25 protein-coding genes are annotated in these 24,074 nt (G+C 48.4%); 14 read left to right on the top strand and 11 right to left on the bottom strand.

From position 1 onward, the window contains the following. Positions 1-38: 38 nt before the first annotated feature. From WG89_RS18685 to glyA, 3 genes are all read left to right on the top strand, one after another. Positions 39-467: a hypothetical protein gene (locus tag WG89_RS18685; RefSeq protein ID WP_062268653.1), complete on the top strand. Its 429-nt coding sequence runs from the start codon at positions 39-41 to the stop codon at positions 465-467. A 102-nt stretch (positions 468-569) separates the two neighbouring features. Then, a complete protein-coding gene (htpX, locus tag WG89_RS18680) occupies positions 570-1,457 on the top strand; it encodes a protease HtpX (protein WP_062268651.1) in 888 nt (295 codons plus the stop codon). Positions 1,458-1,655: 198 nt separating this feature from the next. Beyond that, positions 1,656-2,954 carry a serine hydroxymethyltransferase gene (gene glyA, locus WG89_RS18675; protein WP_062268649.1) on the top strand — a complete coding sequence of 433 codons (1,299 nt, stop codon included), beginning with the start codon at positions 1,656-1,658 and terminating at the stop codon, positions 2,952-2,954. A gap of 55 nt (positions 2,955-3,009) precedes the next feature. Here the strand turns inward: glyA and WG89_RS18670 are convergent, their stop codons facing one another. Next, complete coding sequence (locus WG89_RS18670) at positions 3,010-3,654, bottom strand: helix-turn-helix domain-containing protein (protein ID WP_062268648.1); 645 nt, start codon at positions 3,652-3,654, stop codon at positions 3,010-3,012. 179 nt (positions 3,655-3,833) lie between these two features. Between WG89_RS18670 and gcvH the strand changes: the two genes are divergently transcribed. From gcvH to WG89_RS18650, 4 genes are all read left to right on the top strand, one after another. After that, positions 3,834-4,208 (top strand): glycine cleavage system protein GcvH, encoded by a 375-nt coding sequence (gene gcvH / locus WG89_RS18665; protein WP_062268646.1) that lies wholly within the window; start codon positions 3,834-3,836, stop codon positions 4,206-4,208. Between the two features lie 290 nt (positions 4,209-4,498). Further along, positions 4,499-5,644, top strand: coding sequence for a ribonuclease D (gene rnd / locus WG89_RS18660; protein WP_062268645.1), 1,146 nt, complete (start codon positions 4,499-4,501; stop codon positions 5,642-5,644). A 79-nt stretch (positions 5,645-5,723) separates the two neighbouring features. Further along, positions 5,724-6,020 (top strand): YcgL domain-containing protein, encoded by a 297-nt coding sequence (locus tag WG89_RS18655; protein ID WP_062268644.1) that lies wholly within the window; start codon positions 5,724-5,726, stop codon positions 6,018-6,020. Further along, positions 6,017-6,466: a YcgN family cysteine cluster protein gene (locus WG89_RS18650; RefSeq protein ID WP_062268643.1), complete on the top strand. Its 450-nt coding sequence runs from the start codon at positions 6,017-6,019 to the stop codon at positions 6,464-6,466. The genes WG89_RS18655 and WG89_RS18650 overlap by 4 nt, the downstream gene beginning before the upstream one ends. A gap of 10 nt (positions 6,467-6,476) precedes the next feature. Here WG89_RS18650 and WG89_RS18645 read toward each other — a convergent pair whose 3' ends face one another. After that, positions 6,477-7,049 carry a nitroreductase family protein gene (locus WG89_RS18645; RefSeq protein ID WP_062268642.1) on the bottom strand — a complete coding sequence of 191 codons (573 nt, stop codon included), beginning with the start codon at positions 7,047-7,049 and terminating at the stop codon, positions 6,477-6,479. Positions 7,050-7,173: 124 nt separating this feature from the next. Continuing rightward, on the bottom strand, positions 7,174-7,338 hold the full coding sequence (locus WG89_RS30460) for a hypothetical protein (protein WP_153301684.1): 165 nt from the start codon (positions 7,336-7,338) through the stop codon (positions 7,174-7,176). Positions 7,339-7,460: 122 nt separating this feature from the next. On the opposite strand from WG89_RS30460, the gene WG89_RS18640 reads away from it, so the two are divergent. After that, on the top strand, positions 7,461-8,852 hold the full coding sequence (locus WG89_RS18640; protein ID WP_062268641.1) for an adenylate/guanylate cyclase domain-containing protein: 1,392 nt from the start codon (positions 7,461-7,463) through the stop codon (positions 8,850-8,852). Here WG89_RS18640 and WG89_RS30455 read toward each other — a convergent pair. From WG89_RS30455 to WG89_RS18620, 5 genes are all read right to left on the bottom strand, one after another. Further along, on the bottom strand, positions 8,739-9,704 hold the full coding sequence (locus WG89_RS30455) for a hypothetical protein (protein ID WP_153301683.1): 966 nt from the start codon (positions 9,702-9,704) through the stop codon (positions 8,739-8,741). The genes WG89_RS18640 and WG89_RS30455 overlap by 114 nt on opposite strands. A 68-nt stretch (positions 9,705-9,772) precedes the next feature. Then, a complete protein-coding gene (gene queF, locus WG89_RS18635) occupies positions 9,773-10,597 on the bottom strand; it encodes an NADPH-dependent 7-cyano-7-deazaguanine reductase QueF (RefSeq protein WP_062268640.1) in 825 nt (274 codons plus the stop codon). A gap of 421 nt (positions 10,598-11,018) precedes the next feature. Further along, positions 11,019-11,798, bottom strand: coding sequence for an ABC transporter permease (locus WG89_RS18630; protein WP_062268639.1), 780 nt, complete (start codon positions 11,796-11,798; stop codon positions 11,019-11,021). After that, complete coding sequence (locus WG89_RS18625) at positions 11,795-12,757, bottom strand: ABC transporter ATP-binding protein (RefSeq protein ID WP_062268638.1); 963 nt, start codon at positions 12,755-12,757, stop codon at positions 11,795-11,797. Before WG89_RS18625 ends, WG89_RS18630 begins: the two co-directional genes overlap by 4 nt. Before the next feature lie 383 nt (positions 12,758-13,140). Next, positions 13,141-14,046 carry a TIGR01777 family oxidoreductase gene (locus WG89_RS18620; RefSeq protein ID WP_062268637.1) on the bottom strand — a complete coding sequence of 302 codons (906 nt, stop codon included), beginning with the start codon at positions 14,044-14,046 and terminating at the stop codon, positions 13,141-13,143. A 793-nt stretch (positions 14,047-14,839) separates the two neighbouring features. Here WG89_RS18620 and chbA point away from each other — a divergent pair. From chbA to WG89_RS18590, 5 genes are all read left to right on the top strand, one after another. Beyond that, on the top strand, positions 14,840-15,151 hold the full coding sequence (gene chbA / locus WG89_RS18610; protein WP_062268740.1) for a PTS N,N'-diacetylchitobiose transporter subunit IIA: 312 nt from the start codon (positions 14,840-14,842) through the stop codon (positions 15,149-15,151). 200 nt (positions 15,152-15,351) lie between these two features. Continuing rightward, positions 15,352-16,356, top strand: a complete 1,005-nt coding sequence (locus WG89_RS18605; RefSeq protein ID WP_062268635.1) for a LacI family DNA-binding transcriptional regulator — start codon at positions 15,352-15,354, stop codon at positions 16,354-16,356. Between the two features lie 270 nt (positions 16,357-16,626). Further along, complete coding sequence (locus tag WG89_RS18600) at positions 16,627-17,940, top strand: 6-phospho-beta-glucosidase (RefSeq protein WP_062268634.1); 1,314 nt, start codon at positions 16,627-16,629, stop codon at positions 17,938-17,940. Between the two features lie 104 nt (positions 17,941-18,044). Further along, positions 18,045-18,806 (top strand): chitin disaccharide deacetylase, encoded by a 762-nt coding sequence (gene chbG, locus WG89_RS18595; RefSeq protein ID WP_062268633.1) that lies wholly within the window; start codon positions 18,045-18,047, stop codon positions 18,804-18,806. Positions 18,807-19,156: 350 nt separating this feature from the next. After that, positions 19,157-20,524, top strand: coding sequence for an OprD family porin (locus tag WG89_RS18590; protein WP_062268632.1), 1,368 nt, complete (start codon positions 19,157-19,159; stop codon positions 20,522-20,524). Between the two features lie 61 nt (positions 20,525-20,585). Here WG89_RS18590 and WG89_RS18585 read toward each other — a convergent pair whose 3' ends face one another. After that, positions 20,586-20,921: a hypothetical protein gene (locus WG89_RS18585; protein ID WP_062268631.1), complete on the bottom strand. Its 336-nt coding sequence runs from the start codon at positions 20,919-20,921 to the stop codon at positions 20,586-20,588. Between the two features lie 672 nt (positions 20,922-21,593). Here WG89_RS18585 and ptsG point away from each other — a divergent pair. Further along, a complete protein-coding gene (gene ptsG / locus WG89_RS18580) occupies positions 21,594-23,027 on the top strand; it encodes a PTS glucose transporter subunit IIBC (protein ID WP_062268630.1) in 1,434 nt (477 codons plus the stop codon). Between the two features lie 6 nt (positions 23,028-23,033). On the opposite strand, the gene WG89_RS18575 is transcribed toward ptsG, so the two are convergent. After that, complete coding sequence (locus WG89_RS18575; RefSeq protein ID WP_062268629.1) at positions 23,034-23,771, bottom strand: copper homeostasis protein CutC; 738 nt, start codon at positions 23,769-23,771, stop codon at positions 23,034-23,036. Between the two features lie 168 nt (positions 23,772-23,939). Continuing rightward, positions 23,940-24,074 (bottom strand): transposase (locus WG89_RS18570; RefSeq protein ID WP_172806862.1); only part of this gene is annotated, 135 nt, incomplete at its 5' end.

Genomic DNA, 24,074 nt, shown 5'->3' with positions numbered 1-24,074 from the left:
ACTGTTAACTGAACCCTGTTAACTAATAACTAAGAAAAATGGCCGACATACACATAGACGATTTCTTCCACGACTGCGCCAAAACCCTGGTGCATCTCTACAATGCCTTCCCAAGGCTCACCTCCCTGTATGTCGATGACATTATTACGCCAGAGCCTGTGGATGAGTTTGGACTCCCTAGCAGACGACACCAGGCTTGCTTTGACAGCTTCCTGTGGCTGGCCAGAGAAGGCTACATTCACTATTCAGAAAGAGTCCGACTGGAAGGGCTGGATCAAGTTGTCCTGACAGAAAAAAGCTTCTTGAGACTCAGCTTGCCCAGCCTGAACATTGATCCTGACGAACAGCCAGAACATATCGCTTTAAAGCGTGGAACTCTGGGCTGGCAATTTAGGGAAGTTCTGAAGTCCGGCACCACCCACCAGCTGAATCAGCTCTGCCAGCACTTTTTCACCATCAAAAGCTGACAAACTGTAAACAACTGTAAAAAGCCTGAGTGAGGATTGAAATCCTCACTCCGCGTCTCCATATTTCTTTTATCCGACTAACAAAAGGTAACCATTCCGGTAATGAAAAGAATTCTGCTGTTTCTGGCCACCAACCTTGCGGTCATCGCAGTCGCCAGTATCACCCTGAACATCCTTGGCGTGGGTAGCTATATCACAGCCCAGGGGCTCAACATGAGCTCTCTGCTGGTTTTCTGTGCAGTTTTCGGCTTTGCCGGTTCATTCGTGTCACTGTTCCTCTCCAAAACCATGGCAAAAATGGGTACCGGTACCCAGATCATTGATCAGCCCCGTACCGCTCAGGAGCAATGGTTAATGGAGACAGTGAAAGAGCTGTCTGAAAAAGCCGGTATCGGCATGCCTGAAGTGGGTATTTTCCCTTCTCCGGAATCCAATGCTTTTGCCACTGGCTGGAATAAAAATGCCTCACTGGTTGCAGTGAGTCAGGGCCTTCTGGATCGCTTCAGTCCAAGAGAAGCGCGGGCTGTTATTGGTCACGAAATTGGTCACGTTGCCAATGGCGACATGGTGACTCTGGCTCTGATTCAGGGTGTAGTGAATACCTTTGTCATGTTCTTTGCCCGAATCATTGGCTATGCCGTAGACAGCTTCCTGCGTCGTGACGAAGAAAGCAGTGGCCCGGGTATAGGCTTTTATGTGGTCAGCTTTATCGCCGAGATTGTTCTGGGCATTGCTGCCAGCTGCATTGTCATGTGGTTCTCCCGTAAACGTGAATTCCGGGCGGACGAGGCTGGAGCAGAACTGGCAGGCCGTGGTGATATGATTGCTGCCCTGGAAAGACTGAGAGCGGAATACGACGCTCCAAGTGTCATGCCTGCCACCATGACCGCTTTTGGTATTCGCAAGAATGGTCAGGGCGGACTGGCAGCCCTGTTCTCCAGCCACCCGGCTCTGGAAGACCGTATCGAAGCTTTGCAAGCTCATCGTTAATCACGCACCAAAAAGCAAAGCTCTGATCGAGGCTCGCATATGCGGGCCTTTTTTATGGGTATAATAAAAACCTGCAGTTTCCAATAAGAAATCTTATTGCCGATAGGAGACAATCTGTTTACAGTATTGCCATGGATGACTGAATGATTCAAAACGAAGCAACAACATATAAGCAGAAGTCATTGCAGGAGAATAATAATGAACAAGGCATACCCGACAGAAGGCAACAAAGCTTTTTTCTCTGACAGCCTGGCTGAGGTGGATAGCGCCATCCTGGCTGCTGTTAAAGATGAAAACCTCCGTCAGGAAAAACAGATCGAACTGATCGCCTCAGAAAATATTGTTTCCAAAGCCGTTATGGAAGCCCAGGGCACAGTCCTCACCAACAAGTACGCTGAAGGCTACCCCGGTCGCCGATACTACGGTGGCTGCGAACACGTTGACGTGGTTGAAGCCCTGGCCATTGAACGAGCTAAACAGCTTTTCGACTGCGAATACATCAATGTTCAGCCTCATTCCGGCGCCCAGGCAAACGGTGCTGTCATGCTGGCACTGCTGCAACCAGGTGACACCATTATGGGCATGTCGCTGGACGCCGGTGGTCACCTGACTCATGGTGCTCGTCCTGCTCTCTCTGGCAAATGGTTCAACGCGGTACAGTACGGCGTTTCCAAAGAAACCCAGCGCATTGATTATGACGCCGTTGAAGCTCTGGCCATTGAAAGCCAGCCAAAAATGATCATTGCCGGTGGTTCTGCTATCCCACGAGTCATCGATTTCAAACGTTTCAGGGAAATTGCGGATAAGGTCGGTGCTTATTTGATGGTGGACATGGCCCACATCGCCGGACTCATTGCCACAGGTGCCCACCCATCTCCACTGCCCTACGCCGACATTGTTACCACCACTACCCATAAAACCCTGAGAGGTCCAAGAGGCGGGATGATCCTGTCCAACAATCTGGACCTGGGCAAGAAAATCAACTCAGCTGTTTTCCCGGGTCTTCAAGGTGGACCGCTGATGCACGTTATCGCCGCAAAAGCCGTAGCCTTTGGCGAAGCCCTGCAGCCAGAGTTCAAAACATACATTAATAGTGTCGTTGAAAATGCCAGAGCACTGTCTGAAGTCATGGTTGAGCGTGGCTGTGATGTTGTCAGCGGTGGTACTGATACTCACCTGCTACTGGTCGATTTGCGACCCAAAGGACTGAAAGGCAATCAGGTAGAAGAAGCTTTGGAAAGAGCCGGTATTACCTGCAACAAGAATGGCATTCCTTTTGACCCTGAAAAGCCAATGGTAACCTCAGGCATTCGATTGGGCACACCCGCAGGCACCAGCCGTGGCTTCGGAGCAGAAGAGTTCCGTACAGTGGGTCACCTGATCAGTGATGTGCTGGACGGTTTGATCGCCAATGGAGAAGAGGGCAATCAGGCTGTTGAAGAAGAGGTTCGCCATAAAGTAGAAGCGCTATGCGCCCGCTTCCCACTCTATAGCTGATCTACTTCAGACCCAGCCAGCTCGCTTGAACGGGCTGGGTCTGAAAGTCTATTGTTCAGGTTGTCACCCAAAGAATGACAGCATCTTCCTGGCTGGTTGAAACCACTACGTGGCCCATTTCCGCGTCGTAATAAGCACTATCACCCTCATCCAACTCTATAGGCTGATAAAACTCGGTATACAGGCAAACCTGCCCACTTAACACCAGCAGAAATTCTTCCCCTTCATGACGAACCCAGTCCTGAAAGTCATCGAAAGATCGGGCACAAATGGTTGTACGGTAGGGAACCATTTTTTTGCCCGTCAGCTCTGCTGCCAACAGTTCATGCTCATAGGTCTGGGTAGGATGGGGCTTACCTTCTCCCTTCCGGGTCACGTCCCTTCTACCGACCGCAGGCATATTGCCTTTTGCAGGGCTGAACAACTGGGGAATATCAATCCCAAGCCCATTCACCAGTTTGGTGACGGCAGCAAAGGTGGGCGAAATCTGGTCATTTTCAATTTTTGAGATAGCAGAACGAGACAGTCCGGTCAGCTTACTCACCTCTTCCAGGGTCAGCTTGCGGGTTTGACGTATCTCTCTCACTCGCTGGCCCAGCTGTAACGGTCCAATCGGCTCGTCAGCCTGGATGGCTTTTGCCTTGCGGCGCTCAATACTGATAATTGAATCTTGTTTTAAAAACTCCGCTTGTTCGGTCATAAAGCGCCTGATGACTGATTATTTTCTAAGGTCTCCGTCTGAATATACCTTATCCCCTATTGTATGAATATCGAAAAAACCTTTCCTATTGGAAACTTTTTTATTGATGAAGAAAAACTGACTTGATAATCTCTTCAGCAAGTCATCCACCTTTCAATAATAAAAAAGGAAATTGCACCATGGCAGCCACCCTGAAATTTGCAGAGTCCCACGAGTGGGTTCAACTGAATAACGATGGTACCGTTACTGTAGGCATCAGTGAGCACGCTCAGGAGTTACTGGGGGATGTTGTATTTGTTGAACTGCCCGTAGTAGGTACTGAAGTAACAGTCGGCCAGGAGTTTTCTCTGGTGGAATCGGTGAAGGCCGCTTCCGACATCTACGCGCCGGTCAGCGGAGAAGTCATCGCCGTTAACGAATCTCTGGAAGACACCCCTGAGACAATCAACGAATCCACTTACGAAAATGGCTGGATCGCCAAGATTCGTCTCTCTGACGCTTCAGAGCTGGATAACCTGATGATTGAAAGCGACTACCAGGCCTCTCTGGACTAAGAAAGCCATTTAATCTATGGATTCAAGCAAGGCAGAAGCGATTGAGAAACTCCCCCCGAACCCGCTTCTACCTTGTTCATAGTAGCCAGCATATGATTTTGACTACTGTAACGGTCTTCTTTCGAAAGCAGCACTTCCACAGATCAATTCACCTGAATCCCCAGGAGGCTGACCAAACCTGTTCAAAGTTACTGCGCTGTTCATGCTACTTTCCCCTTCTGTGAAGAATAATATTTTGGCTTCAGTAACAAGCTCTTTATAATAAGCTTTTATTTCTGACCCTACTGCTTATGCCTATAGAACATCCTGATCCTATCTGGGTCCTCGACAGTGACAGCCTCTCCCAATATTGCCAGCAGTGGCTTGAACTGGATGCTATAGCGCTGGATACCGAATTTATTCGTACCGATACCTTCTACCCGGTCCCCGGCCTGATTCAGGTGGGAACAGGCCAGGAAGTATTTCTGGTCGATCCAGTCAGTGTTAAAGACTGGAGTGCGTTTGGTGAAGTTTTACAGGCAGAATCCGTCGTCAAGGTATTGCACGCATGCAGTGAAGACCTGGAAGTATTCAACATTCTGACCGGTTGTCGCCCTGTGTCACTGATGGATACTCAACTGGCAGCTGCCTATGCAGGCCTGGGTCACTCCCTGAGCTATCAAAATCTGTTGAAAAATCTTCTGAACGTTGACCTTCCCAAAGACGCTACCCGTTCAGACTGGCTGCAGCGGCCTCTCACCGAAGCACAAATCAGCTATGCAACTCTTGATGTGGTACACCTTCTGGAAGCCTACCAACTGCTTTTGGATATCCTGAAGGGCAAGCCTCAGCTGGACTGGGTTAAAGAAGACTGTAACAAGCTGGTCACCGGACCTTTATTCCCGGACCCAAGGGAAGTCTGGAAAGATGTTAAACGTGCCTGGCAGTTAAACCCGCAACAACTGGCCGTACTTCGAGAGCTTTGTGAATACCGGGAAAAAGAGGCGAGGCACACAGACACGCCCCGCAACAGAATTATTGCCAAAGGCAGCCTGTGGCCAATTGCACGGTATATGCCAGACAATATTCGGTCATTGTCAGCCATTCAGGATATGAAGCCCAAAACCCTGAGAAAATATGGCGACACTATTCTGGAGCTCGTAGAACAGGCCAAAAAACAGCCTGAAGAGAGCTATCCTGATAAGTTACCTGCACCGCTGCCAAAATCAGCCAGAGACTACGGCAAATTGATCAAAGCCTGGGTTCAGCATAAGTCAGACGAACTCGGAGTGCCTGTAGAGCTGCTCTTCCCTGGCAAGATGTCCAACGCTATTTTACGACAGTGGCAAAGCAGTGGTCGCTTTTCCATGCCTGAAAGCATCAAGGGCTGGCGTCAGACAGAGATTGCAGAACCTTTGATTGTGACTCTGAAAGACTACAAAGCCGACCAGAGATAATTTGATGTCCGTGGTTTGAATGATCCCATCACTCAAACCACGGACTTTGTGAATTGACTGAAGTGATCCAAACCTGATTATGTCCAAGATTCTCGCCTCCATTTATAAAAGCAGCAAACGCAACGAAATGTACCTCTATGTCGAAAAGAGAGATCAGCTTGAGAAAGTCCCCGAGGCTTTGCATCAGGCCTTCGGCAAGGCTACCCATGTTATGGATATTCTGCTGACGCCAGAGCGAACATTGGCCAGAGCCGACGTGGAAAAAGTCATGACAGAGATTCAGGAAAAGGGTTTTTACCTACAGATGCCACCGGTCGAAGAAGACTATATTCAGCACCTTCCTGAAGAACTGCTGAGCTTTAACGACCCTGTATGACAGACCCTTTCTGGCAAACCAAATCCCTGACAGACATGACCTCTGAAGAATGGGAGAGCCTGTGTGATGGCTGTGGACGTTGCTGCCTGCAGAAGCTGGAAGATGAGGACACCGGTGAGGTTCACAACACCTCTCTGGCCTGCCAGCTTCTGGATATCAATAGCTGCCAGTGTTCAGACTATGCCAACCGCAAGGAAAAGGTGCCTGAGTGTCTGAAGCTGACCGTCAGTGATATACCGCATTTTCACTGGCTGCCTGCCACCTGCGCCTATCGGCTATTGTCAGAAGGCAAGCCTCTTTATGATTGGCACCCGTTAATATCCGGCAACCCTGACAGTATTCACCAGTCGGGGATGTCCGTCAGGGCTTTTGCCCAATCAGAAACCACTGTGCCTGAAGAAGACTGGGAAGACTATATTATTCCATTGCAGTCTATTGACTCTTAGGCAATCAACTTTATCCCTGCCACGAACTCACAAAGTCTTGCGGATTTAAAACCTCCACCTTCTTTTTAGGTCCGCTGGGTGTTCCAAGATAGATAAAGCCCAGCAATTTCTCATTTTCACTTAGTCCAAGACCTTTGGCTGTAGCCGCATAATAATTTACCGCGCCTGTTCGCCACATGGCCCCTATGCCCTGCATATGAGTAGCATGAAGAATATTCTGGGCTGCCGCACCGGCTGACAGGTATTGTTCTAATTCAGGTACTTTTGGATGCTCGGCCAGCTTACAAATCACCGCCACCAGCACAGGAGCCCTTAGAGGCAACCCTTTGAAGCGCTCTACCGCTTCAGGGGCAAGATCAGGCTGCTCCTGTAGAGCTGAGTGCGCAAACAACTCACCCAGCATTACTCTCGCATCGCCCGCTATGGTTAAAAAGCGCCAGGGTCTCAACCTCCCATGATCAGGAGCTCTCAAGGCGGCTTGAAAGATAACCTCCAACTGCTCATCACTGGGACCCGGGTCACTCAGAACCGGCCTTGAAACTCGATGAGTCAGCCACTCCACAGGCAGGTTTTGCTCATCCATAGATTGAAATCCTCACAAAGTTTTTGATGCTGAATACAACCTGTCCCGTGCCAGCCACAGCCGGACAATAAAAGACTTCAGCATTGTATTGAAGGCCCGGGCCATCTGAAAATTACTGGTCGGCTTACCATAGCAGAATCCACTCATCATGAAAGCCATTCAGACTGACTCCTACTGCCACCTTAATCTGGGCTATTTTCCAGATAAGAATGATAGTGTTATAGTCTCTACCACTGACATACGCTTGTCTGGGACGACAAGCCTTCCAGCCCCGAAAGACGGGCTCCATGATTCATTTCGCCTGAACTGAAAACTTCAAGGCATTACAATAAGAAAGCATCCATGAGCGAGAAATGCGCCCAAGACAATGACACAGGGCCTATTCATGGGAGAATAAGTGCCAGGAGTGCAATGGCGAAGCAAGCAATCTTCAGCAGCTTATACAGCCCGGTCAGCAGAGATTACCAGGCAAGAGTCCTGGCCTATACTCTGGTCGCCCTGAGTATCGGCTTTGGGGTTTACAAGGACACGCTCCCCAACCATATGGTCTTTTTCGGAGTGTATGCTGCGGTGTACCCTCACATCGCTACACTCCTGCTGTTCTTCATTAACCAGCTTTACCCCAAGAAAGATAAATCGGCCTCTCTGGTGGCTGACTCCCTGAATTCCGGTGCATTTCTTATTGCTGCAGGCTTACCCCCGGTAGAGTCAATGCTATTCAGTATGATCCTGATGTGCAGCGGCATTATTCGATACGGTCTGGTTTCTCTGGCCGTGATCCCCGTATTGATGCTGGCATCCGGTGGCGTGACTTACTTCCTGCTTCCTCAACAATTGATGCAGCCCTTACCCATTCCGGTAACCCTTGTTGTCACATTATCGGTGATGATTTACATGTTTTATCTGGCCTGGATCATACGACAGAAGCATAAAGTTTTCGTCAACCTTCGGGACAAGGCCAGAGCTCAACAACGGCGCTATACCATTCTGGCAAGCAGTCTGACCAAGTACCTGTCCCCTCAGGTCTGGCACTCCATCTTTGTTGGCAGGAAAAGCGCCAAACTGGAGAGTCAGAGAAAAAAGCTCACTGTCTTCTTTTCAGACATCAAGGGATTCACCGAACTTTCAGAGGAGCTGGAGCCGGAAGCCCTTACCGACATGTTGAACCAGTATCTGACAGAAATGTCTAAAATCGCCTTAAAATACGGCGGCACGATCGACAAATTTGTTGGTGACAGCATCATGATTTTCTTTGGTGACCCTCGTACACGGGGCCCCAAAAAAGACGCTTTGGCAGCCGTTTCAATGGCTGTTGCCATGAGAAGGCACATGAAAGTGCTCCGCCACCAATGGCGTAAACAGGGCATTGAACGCCCTCTGGAAATCCGTATGGGCATTAACACGGGTTACTGTACGGTAGGTAACTTTGGTGCCGAGAACCGAATGGATTACACCCTGATTGGGAAGGAAGTAAACCTAGCCAGTCGACTGGAAAGTCAGGCTGATGCCAATCAGATTCTGATCTCTCATGAAACCTGGTCACTGGTGAAAGAGCTGATCTTATGCCAGTCGGTGGGAGCATTACGAGTAAAAGGATTCAGCCGGGCGGTTCCCTGTTATCGGGTATTGGATTTCCGTCGTAATCTGGGCCAGAAGCAAAGCTATATGGACTTTGAAGCAAAAGGCTTCTCAATCTATGTAGATGGAGACTCTATTGATCATAAGGATCGAAAAGAGATCATACGAAACCTTAAGGTAGCTGCTGAAAAACTGGAGCGAGAAGTCCTGACAGAAGACGGCTAAACAACATACCACCGCACTTTTTTTTGAGGGTAAATAATCCTCTGACATCCACTGAGGCTTGCTCTCATCGCTTTTCTCATCACCGTCCCTGATTTGCAGAGTCCCCATTCCTTCGCCCAGGGCAGAGGCTTCATCCTGCAACTCCACCGTTTGACCTTCGGGCCCTTCCTGATCCTCATCACTTAAGTCTTCAAAGACGGTAAAGACAGCAGGTGCAACCCCTGAGACAGACGACAAAAAGCCATCATAAGCATTCATCTGAACATTCCCCTCCTCGTTATGAAAAACCTTCAGGGTGACAGGGATCGTTGCGCTGACAGATACAGGAATATTGGCTTGTACCAGCCATATGGGCTGATTCTGCTGATCGCCTACAACCTGAACCTGATGAAAATGAATCAAAAGCTGGCCAAACAGTTCGGGCACAAACAACTGATTCGTTGACTGAATGTTGATCACACCTCCTGAAATAAAATGATGAGATAACCATAATGCAGTGATTCCATTAACATTTGCTTGATTCTCACTGTCAACACGAAACTGAATTTCCTGTTCATACTGCATCATCTGTCCAGTGTAGTATTCCAAGCCTCCGAGCCCATTAAAATTAGCTTGACGAGCCCACCCCTGCCGCCTGAGCAAAACCGTGGAAAGTTGCTCCAAAGGACTGGCACCTCTCATGGCTCGACGATCCAGTGCCATACATTGATTCAGCCATTCCACAGTAAAGGTTCTGGTAATTTGCAGGTTGGATAGATGGGTTGTGTAGGTTTTTTTAGCCAGCGAAGGAGTGCAACACAACAAAGCAAGAAGTGCTAAAACAATGCCAAACTGTTTGCGGGAGAACAGCACCGGGAGCAACCCATTCTTCTACATCAGTAAAATAATAGACTGAGCCCGGCGTGCGAAGGGCGTATTTTTTACTGCCTGATCAGACGCAGATCATCTTGCTCAGCCTGATCAGTACTGCGCCATGGATTAATGTCCAACCCACCACGCCTTACGTAACGGGCATAAACCGTCAGGGATTCCATCTGGAATCGGGTCTGAATCTCAGTAAAGACCCTTTCAACACACTGCTCATGAAATTCCTGATGACCTCTGAACGAACAGATAAATCTCAGGAAAGACTCATGGTCAATGGCTTCGCCCTTGTATTTAACAACAACTGTCCCCCAATCGGGTTGACCGGTCACCGGGCAATTGGATTTCAGCAAGTGAGAGTGAATAGTTTCATCTCTTATGCCATCAGCTTTTTTCAACAGGTCTGGTTTATAGTCGTAACAATCAATAGCCACATCCAACTCATCCACCCCTGTACCTGGAGCAGGCTTGAAACCAAAAGCCTCCATTTCAGCCACAGTCATCAGTTTCACTTTTACTGGCGCGCCGGCGCTTTGGCTCAAATCTTTTTCCATCACCGACTGAACCTGCTCAACTGAGTCGAACTTTGTCTGGTTGAATGAGTTCAGATAGAGCTTGAAAGATTTGGATTCGATCAGGCTGGGAGAGTTACAGGGCAACTCGAACCGCCCTACCATAGCCAGGGGCTTACCCTTGGCATTCAGCCAGGACAACTCATAGCCAAACCATACATCACTGCCAACAAAGGGCAGACTTTCCGGGTCCAGGCCCAGTTCAACCTGCTTCTCCTTTCGGGGAATGGGGAACAACAATTCCGGATTGTACTGAGTCTGGTACTCACTGAACTTTCCCAGGGGGGAAGCATTTACTAACTCGCTCATAACTACTATCTGACCTGTTGAGATCTGGCAAAAGGATTAAAAGCCGGGCTATTCCTGCCAGACCCTATTTAACTCAGCACAGTCAAATAACCTGACTTCCTAGTACTGCCAAGCGTTAATTGTCATACCTACTCCGTTCATCCTGAGCTTGTCGAAGGATGCTGGAAATGCACTTCGACAGGCTCAGTGCGAACGGTTTAGGGTTTAACGCTCAGTTGCACCAGGAGCCTGTGCCGTGCAATCTGCAAAACCGCCAAATGATACGCAGATGAAGCATAGTCTGCCAGAAGTACGATTGTTTAATAGACAGAAATCAGGGTAAGCAAGGTATTTCCGGAAAAGAACTATGAACGTTTGTTCCAAGTATTATCAGGCAGCAAACAAACGGGCTATGAAAGCCCCGTTAGATAGATCAATTGTTTTAGTTTCTCAAACCTTTACCGACTCGTAGCAGATGCAGTGCCCAGGCGGCCATAATCACAATTGCCACTATCATCACAACGAAAGCCCAGCCAATACTGATGCCACTGTCCTGACCCAGGATGCCGTAACGGAATGCATTCACCTGATACAGGATTGGGTTCAGCATTGAGAGGGATCTGAAAGGCTCAGGTAGCACGTCCACAGAGTAAAAAACACCACCCAGATATGTCAGAGGTGTCAGTACAAAGGTAGGAATAATCGCCACATCATCGAACTTTCTGGCAAACACTGCGTTAATAAAGCCACCCAAGGCAAACAGTGTTGCTGTCAGGAAAACAGCCAGCAGGGTAATGAGCATATGATGCACCTGCAGCTCTACAAAGAAAGCCCCAAGGATCATTACCAGGATACCGACATACAAACCTCTGACTACGCCGCCCATGGTATAGCCCGCCAGAATAATCCAGTTTGGCACAGGGGAAACCAACAGTTCTTCAATGCTTTTCTGGAACTTATTGCTGAAAAAGCTGGAAGCCACATTACTGAAACTGTTGGTAATCACTGCCATCATGACCAGGCCTGGCACGACGAAGGTCATGTAGTCAAAGCCACCCATTTCCCCCACTCTGGAGCCAATGACGGCACCAAAAATGACGAAGTACAATGACATGGTGATCGCAGGTGGCAACAAAGTCTGCGGCCAGATGCGCATGAACCGGCGAATTTCCTTGCTGAAAATGGTGTTAAACGCAACCAGGTTATACTTCCATTCACTCACTGTGCGCTTCCCCTCTTCTCAACTGCACTGCCATTAGCGGGTTCATTCGTGTCAGAAGTCAGATTGACAAACAGTTCCTCAAGTCGGTTGGACTTGTTTCTCATACTGGCAACTTCAATGCGGTATTCACTCAATTGCTGGAACAGATCATTCACGCCCTGATGCTTTCCAACCTCAACCTCGATACTGCTGTTATCCACTTTCTTCACGGTATAACCGGCAAATGTTGGCAGATCATCAATAGGCTTGTTAAGGTCCAGAACAAAGCTTTCCTGCTGGAGCTTGCTCAACAGTTCTTTGGTGCTGGTATTCTCGACAATCTCACCGCGATCGATAATGCCGATGTTACGGCAAAGCTGCTCAGCTTCTTCGAGATAGTGAGTGGTCAGGATAATCGTGGTGCCCTGCTCATTGATTTCACGCAGAAAATCCCAGAGAGAACGGCGCAATTCGATATCAACGCCGGCCGTTGGTTCATCAAGAATCAACAGCTTTGGTTGATGCACCAATGCCCTGACAATCATCAGACGGCGTTTCATACCGCCGGACAACATTCTTGAGACATTGTGTCGCTTATCCCAGAGGCCCAGCTGCTTCAGGTATTTTTCAGCACGACTGCGGGCTTCTTTTGCTGGAATCCCATAATATCCGGCCTGGGTGACAATAATGTCTTCGACTTTTTCAAACTGGTTAAAGTTGAACTCCTGAGGAACAACCCCCAGCATCCGCTTAGCTTTGACAAGGTCAGTATCAATATCGTGTCCGAATACAGAGACCGAGCCGGAACTCTTGCGAACCAGCGATGAGATGATACCGATAGTGGTCGATTTGCCAGCACCGTTGGGTCCCAGCAGGGCGTAAAAGTCCCCTTCTTCGACAGAAAGATCTATCCCTTTCAGGGCTTGAAAACCATTGTCGTATTGTTTTCGTAGATCCTGTATTTCCAGTGCCTGGGTCATGCTTTGATAATCCGTAGCATGCAGAACCTTTACTCCGTCAAAGGCACTGCATAGTTTCACTCGTAATTGTTTTCGCTCATGGCTGGCCCATGAGGATCACTCCATCGACTGAAGCGACGAAATGACTGATTATGCTCATGGCCGTTACTTTGAACGTTTTTCCATTGTGAGGATATAGAAAGACACCCTGCTACTCATAACTGTCAGTACTTACAGCTTATTGCGACATAGAGGTTCCACTCTCTGGTTGAAGTGGTAAACCCATCAGAAGGGTACAGAAAAGAAGATTGCAGCTGCCGCTCAATCGCTCCCCAGAATGGAAAAGAGAATCATTCTATTATAAAACGAATCATTAAACGGCATTTTTAGATCATTTTTTTGCGCTAGTCTGTGATCAGCTGGCTCAGAGCTGTCTTCAAGTCAGGATACTCGAACTGAAAACCCTCAGCCAAAAGGTGTTCCGGGTAAACATTCTGACCTTTCAGCAGCATTTCAGAAGACTCCCCCAGCATTAACTTCAAAACCACAGCTGGCATCGGGAGAAAGGCAGGACGGTTTAGAGTAGCGGCCAGAGTTTTGGCGAATACTTTATTACTGACAGCTCCAGGTGCAGTGGCGTTATATGCCCCTTGTGCAGTCTCGCTCTCCAGTAAAAACAGCAATGCATTCACCATATCATCCATGTGAATCCACGACATCACTTGTTTACCTGAACCAAAAGGGCCACCTATTCCCAGCCTGAATGGAGGCACCATCTCATGCAGCGCACCCCCTTCAGGATGTAAAACTACACCGGTTCTTATCTGACAAACTCTCAAGCCAAGAGATTCTGCCCGTTGCGCAGCCTGTTCCCAGCGGATACAAAGACCTGCAGAAAAATCGTTGCCGGTCCCGGAAGATTCGTCCAGTCGGACATCATCGTCCCTCCCACCGTAATAGCCAATGGCTGAGCCACTGATCAGGCAGGCAGGACGATTTTCCATTCTTTCTATCAGATCTACCAGCTCAGAGGTGAGCGTCACTCTGCTGTCTAACAACTGTCTTTTTCTGGCGGGTGTCCAGCGTTCATCCATAACGCCTTCGCCTGCCAGGTTGATGACGGCGTCAAAAGCTACTGATGGATTTACGGCTGATAAGGATTTAACCGGCTTCACTTCGCTGGTGAGTAAACGACGAACTTCTTTAGCATCCTGGCGACTCAAAACAGTGAGCCGGTGCCCCTTTGACAGGAGTTTGGCCACCAGCCTCCGACCAATAAATCCTGTTCCACCGGTAATCAGTATCTGCATGGTAAGAAAGCCCTGAAAAGATATCTGGTGAAGATCAGAAGAATCTTCTGCCCTTATAGGATAAAGCCCTTACCTTCATAATAAACAGCCACGGGGACTAGAAACAATTTTTCAGGACATAAATCAGCCCTGATCGACAGAAAGTATTTACATCACCCTCAGACATGGAAAAATTTTAACCATAAAAAAATACCCTGGGTCCCCTCAAACCCGGGTATTTGACTGGCTGGCTTGTCACTGGCTCCCGCTTCTCTTTGTTATATCCCTGAATTCCCTGGCGCTGTTGGTGTTTTTGTTGATTTGCCTGAGTGACTTCATCATACGTATTTACCGACATCAGAATTTTGACCCAGATCAATTTATTGCGACTTATACCTATCCACGATAGTTTTCAGTAGTGGGTTATCAGTGGACAGTTTTAAGCAGATAGAAAGTCAGGAGCAAAAAGTTGACTGTTGCAGTCGGATTCACCTTAAACATTTAGCTGCAAGAACCTGCCATGAATGACTGAAAACGGTTAACTGCAACCAGCCTGCTCAAAACAGAATACTGTTAACTCACTACTGTTATCTTCGATAATGTTTATTTGTGACAAGCTTCTCAGTATGACGGCCAGCAACTTGGTTTTTTGATTTATGTCAACCATAATGTAACCGGTTTCAGAAACCGGTTACACCATGAACAAACACAGTGTAAACTGAGCTTCACAACTGATTTTTCAGTAGCTGAAAGTACTTTTCATAAAAACACTTTCAGCTTATTGGGTAACCGTTTTCCAGACAGGAGTATCACCATGGATCTTGAATCCGCCGTAATGGAGATCATCATCAACTCTGGCCAGGCCCGAAGCTGCGCTTATGAAGCCTTGTCGAAAGCAAAAACAGGCGACTACCAGGGCGCTGAAGAGATGATGGCCCAGTCTCAGGAAGCCGCCAAAGAAGCCCATAAGGTTCAGACACAACTGATCGAGGAAGATCAGGGTGAAGGCAAGACACCCATGACACTGGTAATGGTGCATGCTCAGGATCATTTGATGACCTCCATGCTGGCTCAGGAAATGGTTCAGGAGTTGATAACACTTCACAAAAAAGTCGATCAGCAGTAATAATGGCCGGATCACAGCATTTCAGAGGAGAAATTGCCTTTTTCCCATGGTTTTCCATAAAAGGGCTCTTTCTTACTCATAACTGCAGACAAAGACTTTCTGGCTGCAACACAGTGATCCGGACTTCACATGCCCATAGCGCAATCGCAAGAGAGCCGTGAAGAAAAGGGTCGGGTAGCCTTTTACGCAGGATTGGACTAATGGCAACAATAAAAGACGTCGCAGAGCGAGCAAAAGTATCCCGGGCAACAGTCTCCAGGGTACTGAACAACACCGGGCAGGTCACTGAGGCCACACGCCTGCGGGTGAAGGCCGCTATCGACGATTTAAAATACCGCCCAAACCCTGTCGCTCAGTCTCTGGCCAGCAACACCACCAACACCATTGGTTTGATGATTTCGTCTTTCCGAGGTGGCTTCTTTGGCGACCTGATGGCCGAAGTTCAGCAGGTAGTGGACTCTGCCGGAAAAGTCATGATTGTCACCCAGGGCAAGCACAGTGCGGAAAGTGAACGCGCTGCCATTGATTACCTGATCAACATGAGGGTCGATGGCCTTCTGCTTCACGTACGTTACCTGAGTGATGACGAACTGATAGCCATTGCCGAAACCGCGCCTCCCTTTGTACTTCTTGATCGCTATGTCGATGCCCTTGCTGAGCGCTGCATCACCTTTGATCACATCAAAGCCAGTGACAGTGCGGTAGAAATTCTGCTCAAGAATGGTCACACCGATATAGCCTGTCTGGCCGGTAAGCTGACCAAATCCAAGGCCAAAGAACGCTTTCAGGGTTATGCCAATGCCCTGACACGACACGACATAGCTCTGGATATGGACCTGGTCACAGAAGGCAACTATACGAGAGAAGCCGGATATGAAGGTGCTAAACAACTGCTTTCTACCGGTAAACCCTTTACCGCTGTTTATGCCTGCAGTGAAGAGATGGCTGCGGGCTGTATGGATGCATTTCGTGAGAGCAATATCCGTGTTCCCGAAGACGTTTCCCTGATCAGTTACGACAGTGTGGACCTGTGCACATTCCTCACCCCACATGTCACAGCTCTGCATTTCCCCGTAACCGAGATGGCCAGCGTCGCCGGCACACTGTTAATGAATCGACTCAGGGAGGAGGGTTTTACCAGGCCGGATCACACCCATTTTGAAGGGGAGCTGCGCCTGAGAAATTCAGTAAGGAAACTCAATTAGCTTTCGGTCAGACAGTCCTCTGCCCGTAGTCTGTGTCTGCTGGCTCAAAACAAGAGCTTTGCAAAGCCTGAAACGACTGCTGTCCGAAAAGCCATGAGCTTAAAAAAACAGCCAAAAGCTAGATAGTGCAGCCTCATCTGAATGATTAGAAACAGCTGCATCCCGATGGCTGCATTTTGATAGTAAAAACATTTTCTGCAGCCTGAGTTCCTGCCGATTCAATCTTTATCCAGGCAGGCCAAGGCAGCAGTCGGAAGTGAAGGTATACAGATGAAAAAACTGAAACTCGCCGTTATTGGTGGTGGCAGTAGTTACACGCCAGAACTGATTGAAGGGGTGATCAAAAGAGCCGATCGCCTGCCCGTGGCACAGATTGATCTGGTGGATATTGACGCCGGCCGCGAAAAGCTTGAAATCGTTACCCGTCTGGCTCAGCGCATGGTTTCCAAAGCTGGCCTGGACATCACTGTTCGTGCAACTCTGGATCGTCGCGAAGCCATCAAAGATGCCAGCTTTATCATGACCCAGCTGCGTGTGGGTGGACTGGCGGCTCGTGCTCGTGATGAGCGCATTCCTCTGAAATACAATGTCATTGGTCAGGAGACCACTGGACCGGGCGGCCTGGCTAAAGCCCTGAGAACCATCCCTGTTCTTCTGGATATCTGTCATGACATCGAAGAGTTGGCTCCGGATGCCTGGCTGATCAACTTCACCAACCCGGCAGGCATGGTGACCGAGGCCATCACCAAGTACACCAAAGTCAAAGCTCTGGGTCTGTGTAACGTCCCTATCCACATGCATCACGATGTGGCCAAGGCTTTCAACGTTGACTTTGATCGCATCAAAACCACATTTGCAGGCCTGAACCACCTGGTCTGGATGAGCGATGTTCGTCTGGATGGAAAAGACATTACCGGCGACCTGATCGAGAAACTGTGCGACGGCGCTCACATGAATATGAACAACATTCATGAATCTCCCTGGGATCCAGACTTCCTGCGTGGCCTGGGCGTCATCCCCTGCCCTTACCACCGCTACTTCTACATGCAGGACGAAATGCTGGCTGAAGAGCAGGAAGCCGCCAAGTCCAAAGGAACCCGTGCTGAACAGGTCATGAAAACAGAAGAAGAACTGTTCGAGCTATACCGTGACCCGAATCTGGACATCAAACCCCCTCAGCTGGAAAAACGGGGTGGTGCTTATTACTCCGACGTATCCCTGAACCTGGTGGACTCTTTGTTCAATGACACGGGCATGATCAATGTTGTAAACACTGTTAACAATGGCGCCATCAGCAATATGCCTGATGATTGTGTCGTGGAAATCAGTTCTGTCATTGACAGTGGCGGTGCCCACCCGATCTCTATGGGTGAACTGGCTGAAAACCAGATTGGCCTGGCCCGTTCAGTGAAGTCTTATGAATCTCTGGCGGTTGAAGCTGCCGTTCACGGAGATTACAGCAAAGCTCTGCAGGCACTGACCGCCAATCCGCTGATCCCCAGTGCCAAGATTGCCAAGTCCATTCTGGATGACATTCTGGAGCAAAATGCCGACTACCTGCCTCAGTTTGATCTGAAGAAGTAATCCAGACGCGCTCACTGAAATACACTTCCCGGTTCACTGCACCGGGAAGCCATAAATTTTCACGATAAAGCATGTGACAGCTTCCGGCTTTCACAGGAGAAGTCATGAAACTGATTGCCAATGCCGACGACTACGGGCTCAGTGAAGGGGTCAACTACGGCATCATTGACGCCTATAAAAATGGTATTGTTCGTTCCACCACCATGATGGTAGGTATGCCAGGCGAAGCTCATGGCGTTGAGCTGGCCAAAGAGTATCCCGGCCTGAAAATCGGCATTCATCTGCGTCTGACCGCCGGACATTCTCTGTGCAAGGGTCTTAAGACACTGACGGATGAAACGGGTCAGTTTAATTCCCAGACCGACTTTTATGGCAATGAAAACATCTGCCCCGAAGAAGTTGAAAAAGAGTTTCGTGCTCAAATCGACCATTTTATTTCATTGGGTCTGAAGCCCACTCATCTTGACAGCCACCACCACTGCTATGGCCACCCTGTCGCCTACCCGGTAGTAAAAAAGATTGCCAGTGAAATGGGAATCCCCTTAAGAACGGTGGATTCAAAAGAAGTCAGTACCATTGGCGAATACAGCTATCGATTCAGTGATGAATTTTATGGCGATGTCAGTGAAGCCATGCTGCTAGAAATTGTTGATCAGGAAATCGCCTCTCAGGGCAGTAACTGTATTCTTGAACTTATGTGTCACCCGGCGTTCATTGACCCTGCTCTTTATCAGATGAGCTCTTACTGTATTCAGCGAGTTAAAGAGACCGAAATACTGAATTCAGAGTCTTTGAAACAGAAGCTGGCTGATCGTGGCGTTGAGCTGACCGACTACAATTTCGTATCACAACAGGCTTCGCCCTGAACGTCTGAAAGCCTTATAAACAGGGCTTTCCATTGATCTTTCGCCGCTTCTGCGGCGGAAGAGATATCACTCGCCTAAACACTAGACAGCACTCCCTTTCCCTCCCTTAATGAACCGGCCACCCTCACTTTAAAAAGTTCATTTTTATTTCACCAAATTGACATTTTTGTGAACTCTGTCACAGCAAAGATCTGAAAATGCAGCACAATAATAACCACATGTAACCGGTTTCATTCTGTGATCCAGCAGTACAGATATGGCGTCCAATAACAAAGTGAATTCAAACAGCTGGCTACCCAGCCCTTGTTAGAAATTCACACCAACAAGACATACACAGGGACATAATAATAATGAAAATCATGACCAGGTCACTGCTAAGTGCTGCCGTCAGTACTGTTGTTGCTTTTTCCGCCCCTTCAAGTGCTGTTGCCAATGAAGCCTCCCCATTCTTCGCAGACTCCTCCATCAGCGGTAGCGTAAACTTCTTCCTTCGTGACAGGGATCGTGCGGGTACTGATGCCAATGGCAAAGACACCTCCAAGGCCAGCAACCTCGATCACGGTTCCGCCTTTGCCAACCTGAGCTTCCAGTCTGGCTATATCAATGACTTTGTGGGTCTGGACGCTATGGTTTATGCCACCTATGACATGTGGCAGGACGCCAGTCCTGATCATGAAATGAACTTCTGGAATGTTGATAACCCGTACGACAAGAATCCGGAAGACGCCAAGTGCACCAACATCTGGACTGACTGTAATGTCAATGGCGCTTCTATAGGCACTGCAGCCCTGAAGTTCAAACTTGGGGAGAACAGCACGGCCAAACTGGGTTACTTCCAGCCTTCTGTACCCAGCACATTAGGGGTTAACTGGTCTTTTGCTCCAGGTACCTATCGCGGTGGTGAAATTGGCACTCAGTTTGGCGGCGTATCACTGGGTCTGGTGGTGGCAGATCAATATAAGGCGCCCTGGTATAAAAACGACTACGAGTTCAGAACCACTCTCAATAAAGATGCCGGAGAAGTTTACTCGACAGGTGCCCGCTACACACTGGAAAATGGCATCGCACTTGATGTTGGTTACGGTGCTCTGACCGATGGCGACAGAAAGAATGCTCACATCAAACTGAAAGGTGAAACAGCCGGCGGCGTAAACTGGTCACCACAGCTTTACGTGACCAGCGATGACGAAAAGTATGATTCAACCGCTTTCCAGCTTGCCCTGCTGACAAGCATGTCTTCAGGCCAATATTCATACAGGGCTGAAGCCACCTACACATCTGCGGAATCAAAAGTTAAAGGAGTTTCTGAAAACTTCACCTATCGTCTGACCACACAGTTTGGTGGCTCTAACGGCGCCTATGACATCTGGTGGAATAATCGCTCTGACTTCAACCATGATGAAGAGTTGGCATTCTTCCTTTCAGCCAGTCGAGACTTTTCAGATATAGATGCGCCAGGATTCAGTGCCGGTATCAGTGGCGCTTACGGTTTTGGTTCCAAAGCCACCGGGTATGATGATCTGAAAGAGTATGCTTACAGCCTGTTTGCCAACTACTCCATCCAGAATGGTGCTTTGAAAGGTGCGAACATCGGCCTGCACTTCACTCAGTACTTCAATGACACGGATGCAACGGCCTGGAATGGCTATACCAACCTCTTCCAGGATGAAACTGATTTCAAACTGATCTTGAGTATGCCATTCAGCATCAAGCAGTAATCGAAAGACGAAAAAAAACGGAGCCCAACGGCTCCGTTTTTTATTTCCGTTCAGTGAAGTCTTACCTGCGACCCATTGGGCCCGGATTAAAAATCATTGAGCTCTGTTCCATACCACCGCTTCTGGCAACAATTTTCCAGGTACCAACGCCACTGGTGAAAGGCAAGTAAATCTGAGCACGACCTTGACCGTCAACCTCTCCCTGTCCAACCACATTGCCGTTTGTGTCCATAACCATGACCTGACCCTCTGAAGCGGGCTGGCCATCATTCATTACATGCACATTGGCCATGTTTCCGAACATATTACCAAACACGTCCAGGTCAGCGGCTGAGGCACTCACAGTAAAAACAGCCAGAGCGGCAGCAGAAGTCACTTTAAGCATTTTCTTAAGCATGATTATCTCCTTCAATCAAATTCAGATGCACAGCACTGGGCTGTATAAAGTCATATTAGGTGCTCATACAGTGAGGCTATTAAATAGCACATACCCTGAAATAACGTTTCCAATCTTGCTAATTACCTGAGGTTCTAAAAATTTCTGAAGGTCACTCTTAAAATGCCCGCCTTTAAACTTTAAGCGCGACTCACTTTGCACACCTTTCAGAGGCTCAGAAAAAAGCCTTAAAACTCAGTGCATTAAGAACATTAAAAAGGAACAATAAAATGACACTCCTCAGCCATGATCACTGTGCAACTGCGCTCATTTGACAGCATGTTCCATGGGAATTTATACAAAAGACGTCTCGAGAGTTTCAGATCAAAGAGCTACCAGCACACAGGACCTGTCTGAACTCTCAAAACCCGTTCGGGCTAAATCTGTCGAAGCCTAATACCACCACCCTTTAATAAACTCAGGATGAATGGCATCCGTGTGTAAATCGAGAAGTTATATCGAGGCAAATCCATACATGACTGCATGGCCATATTCCTTGAGCTTTAAAGTGAGCCACATGACCTTGAATTGAAAATGTTTTTCCTACGCTCACGGCTGTTTGGTCTATTCTTGCATCAATTCATAAACCTTCAGCTAGCTCTCAGATTAGAATCTTCCTCCCGGAGTCTCCCAATGGTCAAATCTGCATTCGGCACACTTCAGCAGATAGGTCGGGCACTCATGCTGCCTGTCGCAGTTCTACCTGTTGCAGGGATACTGCTGGGTGTAGGCAGTGCCGGCTTCGATTTTATTCCAGACCTCATGTCCAGCATCATGGCCCAGGCAGGCGGCATGGTGTTTGGCAATCTGCCTCTGATTTTTGCCATTGGGACAGCCATTGGCCTCACAGACAATGATGGTGTTTCCTCAGTAGCCGCTATCGTTGGCTATGTGGTCATGCTCGGCACCATGGGCATTATGGCTACTGAACTGGGTGTTGAACCCAGTTCCATCATGGGCATCGATACCATAGAGACGGGGGTCTTCGGAGGCATCATTGTAGGCATTCTGGCGGCCTGGCTCTTTAATCGCTATTACAAGATCAAACTGCCCGACTATCTTGGCTTTTTTGCCGGAAAACGCTTTGTTCCAATTATCACGGCCATTGGCGCTATTTTCCTGGGCATACTCCTGAGCTTTATCTGGCCACCAATTCAGGACGGAATAGATGCCTTCTCACAATGGTCCGTGACTGAAAACCCGGTTATGGCAGGTTTTGTTTACGGGGTGGTTGAGCGCGCTCTGATTCCCTTTGGACTGCATCATATCTGGAATGTCCCCTTCCAAATGGAAATGGGCGAATTCATTGATCCATCAGGTAATGTATACACAGGTGATATTGCCCGATTCTTTGCTGGAGACCCCACTGCAGGATTCCTGGCCGGAGGTTACCTGTTCAAGATGTTTGGCTTGCCAGCAGCAGCTATAGCTATCTGGCATTGCGCCAAACCTAAAAACAAGCACAAGGCAGCAGGTTTAATGATATCAGCAGCACTCACCTCCCTGCTGACCGGTATCACCGAACCCATTGAATTCTCATTCCTGTTTGTAGCCCCCATTCTCTACGTTATCCATGCTCTGCTGGCAGGTCTGGCTTATGCCATTACCAACTACCTTGATATCAAGATGGCCATGTCATTCTCCAATGGCCTGATTGATTATGCCCTCTACTACAGCATTGCCACCAAACCCTCATGGATAATCGGGCTGGGAGCGATATACGCCGTTCTGTATTACATTATTTTCAGGGTTATGATCACCCTGCTGGATCTCAAGACACCAGGCAGAGAAGAAGAGTCCGAGATGGCTGCCAAAGTCACTGTTTCCAGTGATCTGGCCAGAAATCTCATTCTTGCATTTGGAGGAAAAGGGAACATCAAGAACCTGGACGCCTGCATTACTCGACTCAGAGTCACTGTCAACAACCCTGATGACGTCGACCAGGACGCCATCAAACAGTTAGGTGCCACCGCTGTGGTGGTGGTAGGCCAGAATATGCAGGCTATTTTTGGTACTCAGTCAGACAATATCCGTACCGAAATGGAAGAAGCGATCAAGGCTATGTAGATCGTTTTACTGAAAAGCTTCCACAGATTGACAGAGAGAACGGACTCTCTCAACGGACACCTCCCCCCCTTCCAGCACACTGCTGTAGGCATGCACACTGACAGGATGATTTTCTACCGGCAGCTGGTCGAGAATCTTCCGGATATTATCAGGAACGACACCTCCACCAACCACCAGCTCTAACTTTTTATCCGCTCTCAGCATCAACTGCTCAAGCATTTTCACACCTTCAAAAGCCCCGTCTGCTGACCCCCATGCAGTTCCACTACTCAAAATACGATCAACGCCGTATTGAATAAGCACTTCCAGGCTTTCAAATACATTAGGTGTTGCATCCAGGGCGCGGTGGAAAGTCACAGACAAATTGCGAGTCTTTGCAGTATCAACAAGCCGCCCCAATACATCTCTATTAATGGTATTGCCAGGAAGTTGCAACGCACCAATGACAACGCCGTCAGCCCCTGCTTTTGCAGCATCAGAAATTTGCTTCTCCATCAGCAAGACTTCTTCAGAACCGAATGCAAAATCACCACCACGGGGACGTATCATGCAAAGAAGACCGGGTCGATCCCTGAATGCCTCTCTTGCAGCTTCAAGGTGAGTAAGATCAGGTGTTACACCGCCTACAGACATATCTCCGCATAACTCAATGCGTGAAGCACCGCCATCATAAGCAGCTGCGACAGAACGATAAACATAGTCTGGGTTTAAACTGTTAATGCAGATCTCAACAGGGATGGACAATGTATGACTCCTGAAACACGACACCAAAAACCTATTATAGAAGCCTGACTCAGCCCAGTAAATGATCCACGTTCTTAGAACGTGGTTTTGCTTTATGCCCCCCCTATAAGGGGGCTGAAACCGCCAGCCTTCAGAGAAGGCTGGTGAGAGTTGCCCCAAGATTGCAGATTATTTCCTGAAATCTATCTCCTGCTGGAGACGTTCTTTCTTTTCTTGGTACTTCACATATTTACGGATCATTTCTGCATCTACTCCGACAGTATCGACACAGTAGCCTTTTGACCAAAAGTGATTACCCCAATA

It is taken from the genome of Endozoicomonas arenosclerae (assembly GCF_001562015.1).
GTDB lineage: Bacteria > Pseudomonadota > Gammaproteobacteria > Pseudomonadales > Endozoicomonadaceae > Endozoicomonas_A > Endozoicomonas_A arenosclerae.
This window is presented reverse-complemented; position numbering and strand designations above follow the sequence as displayed.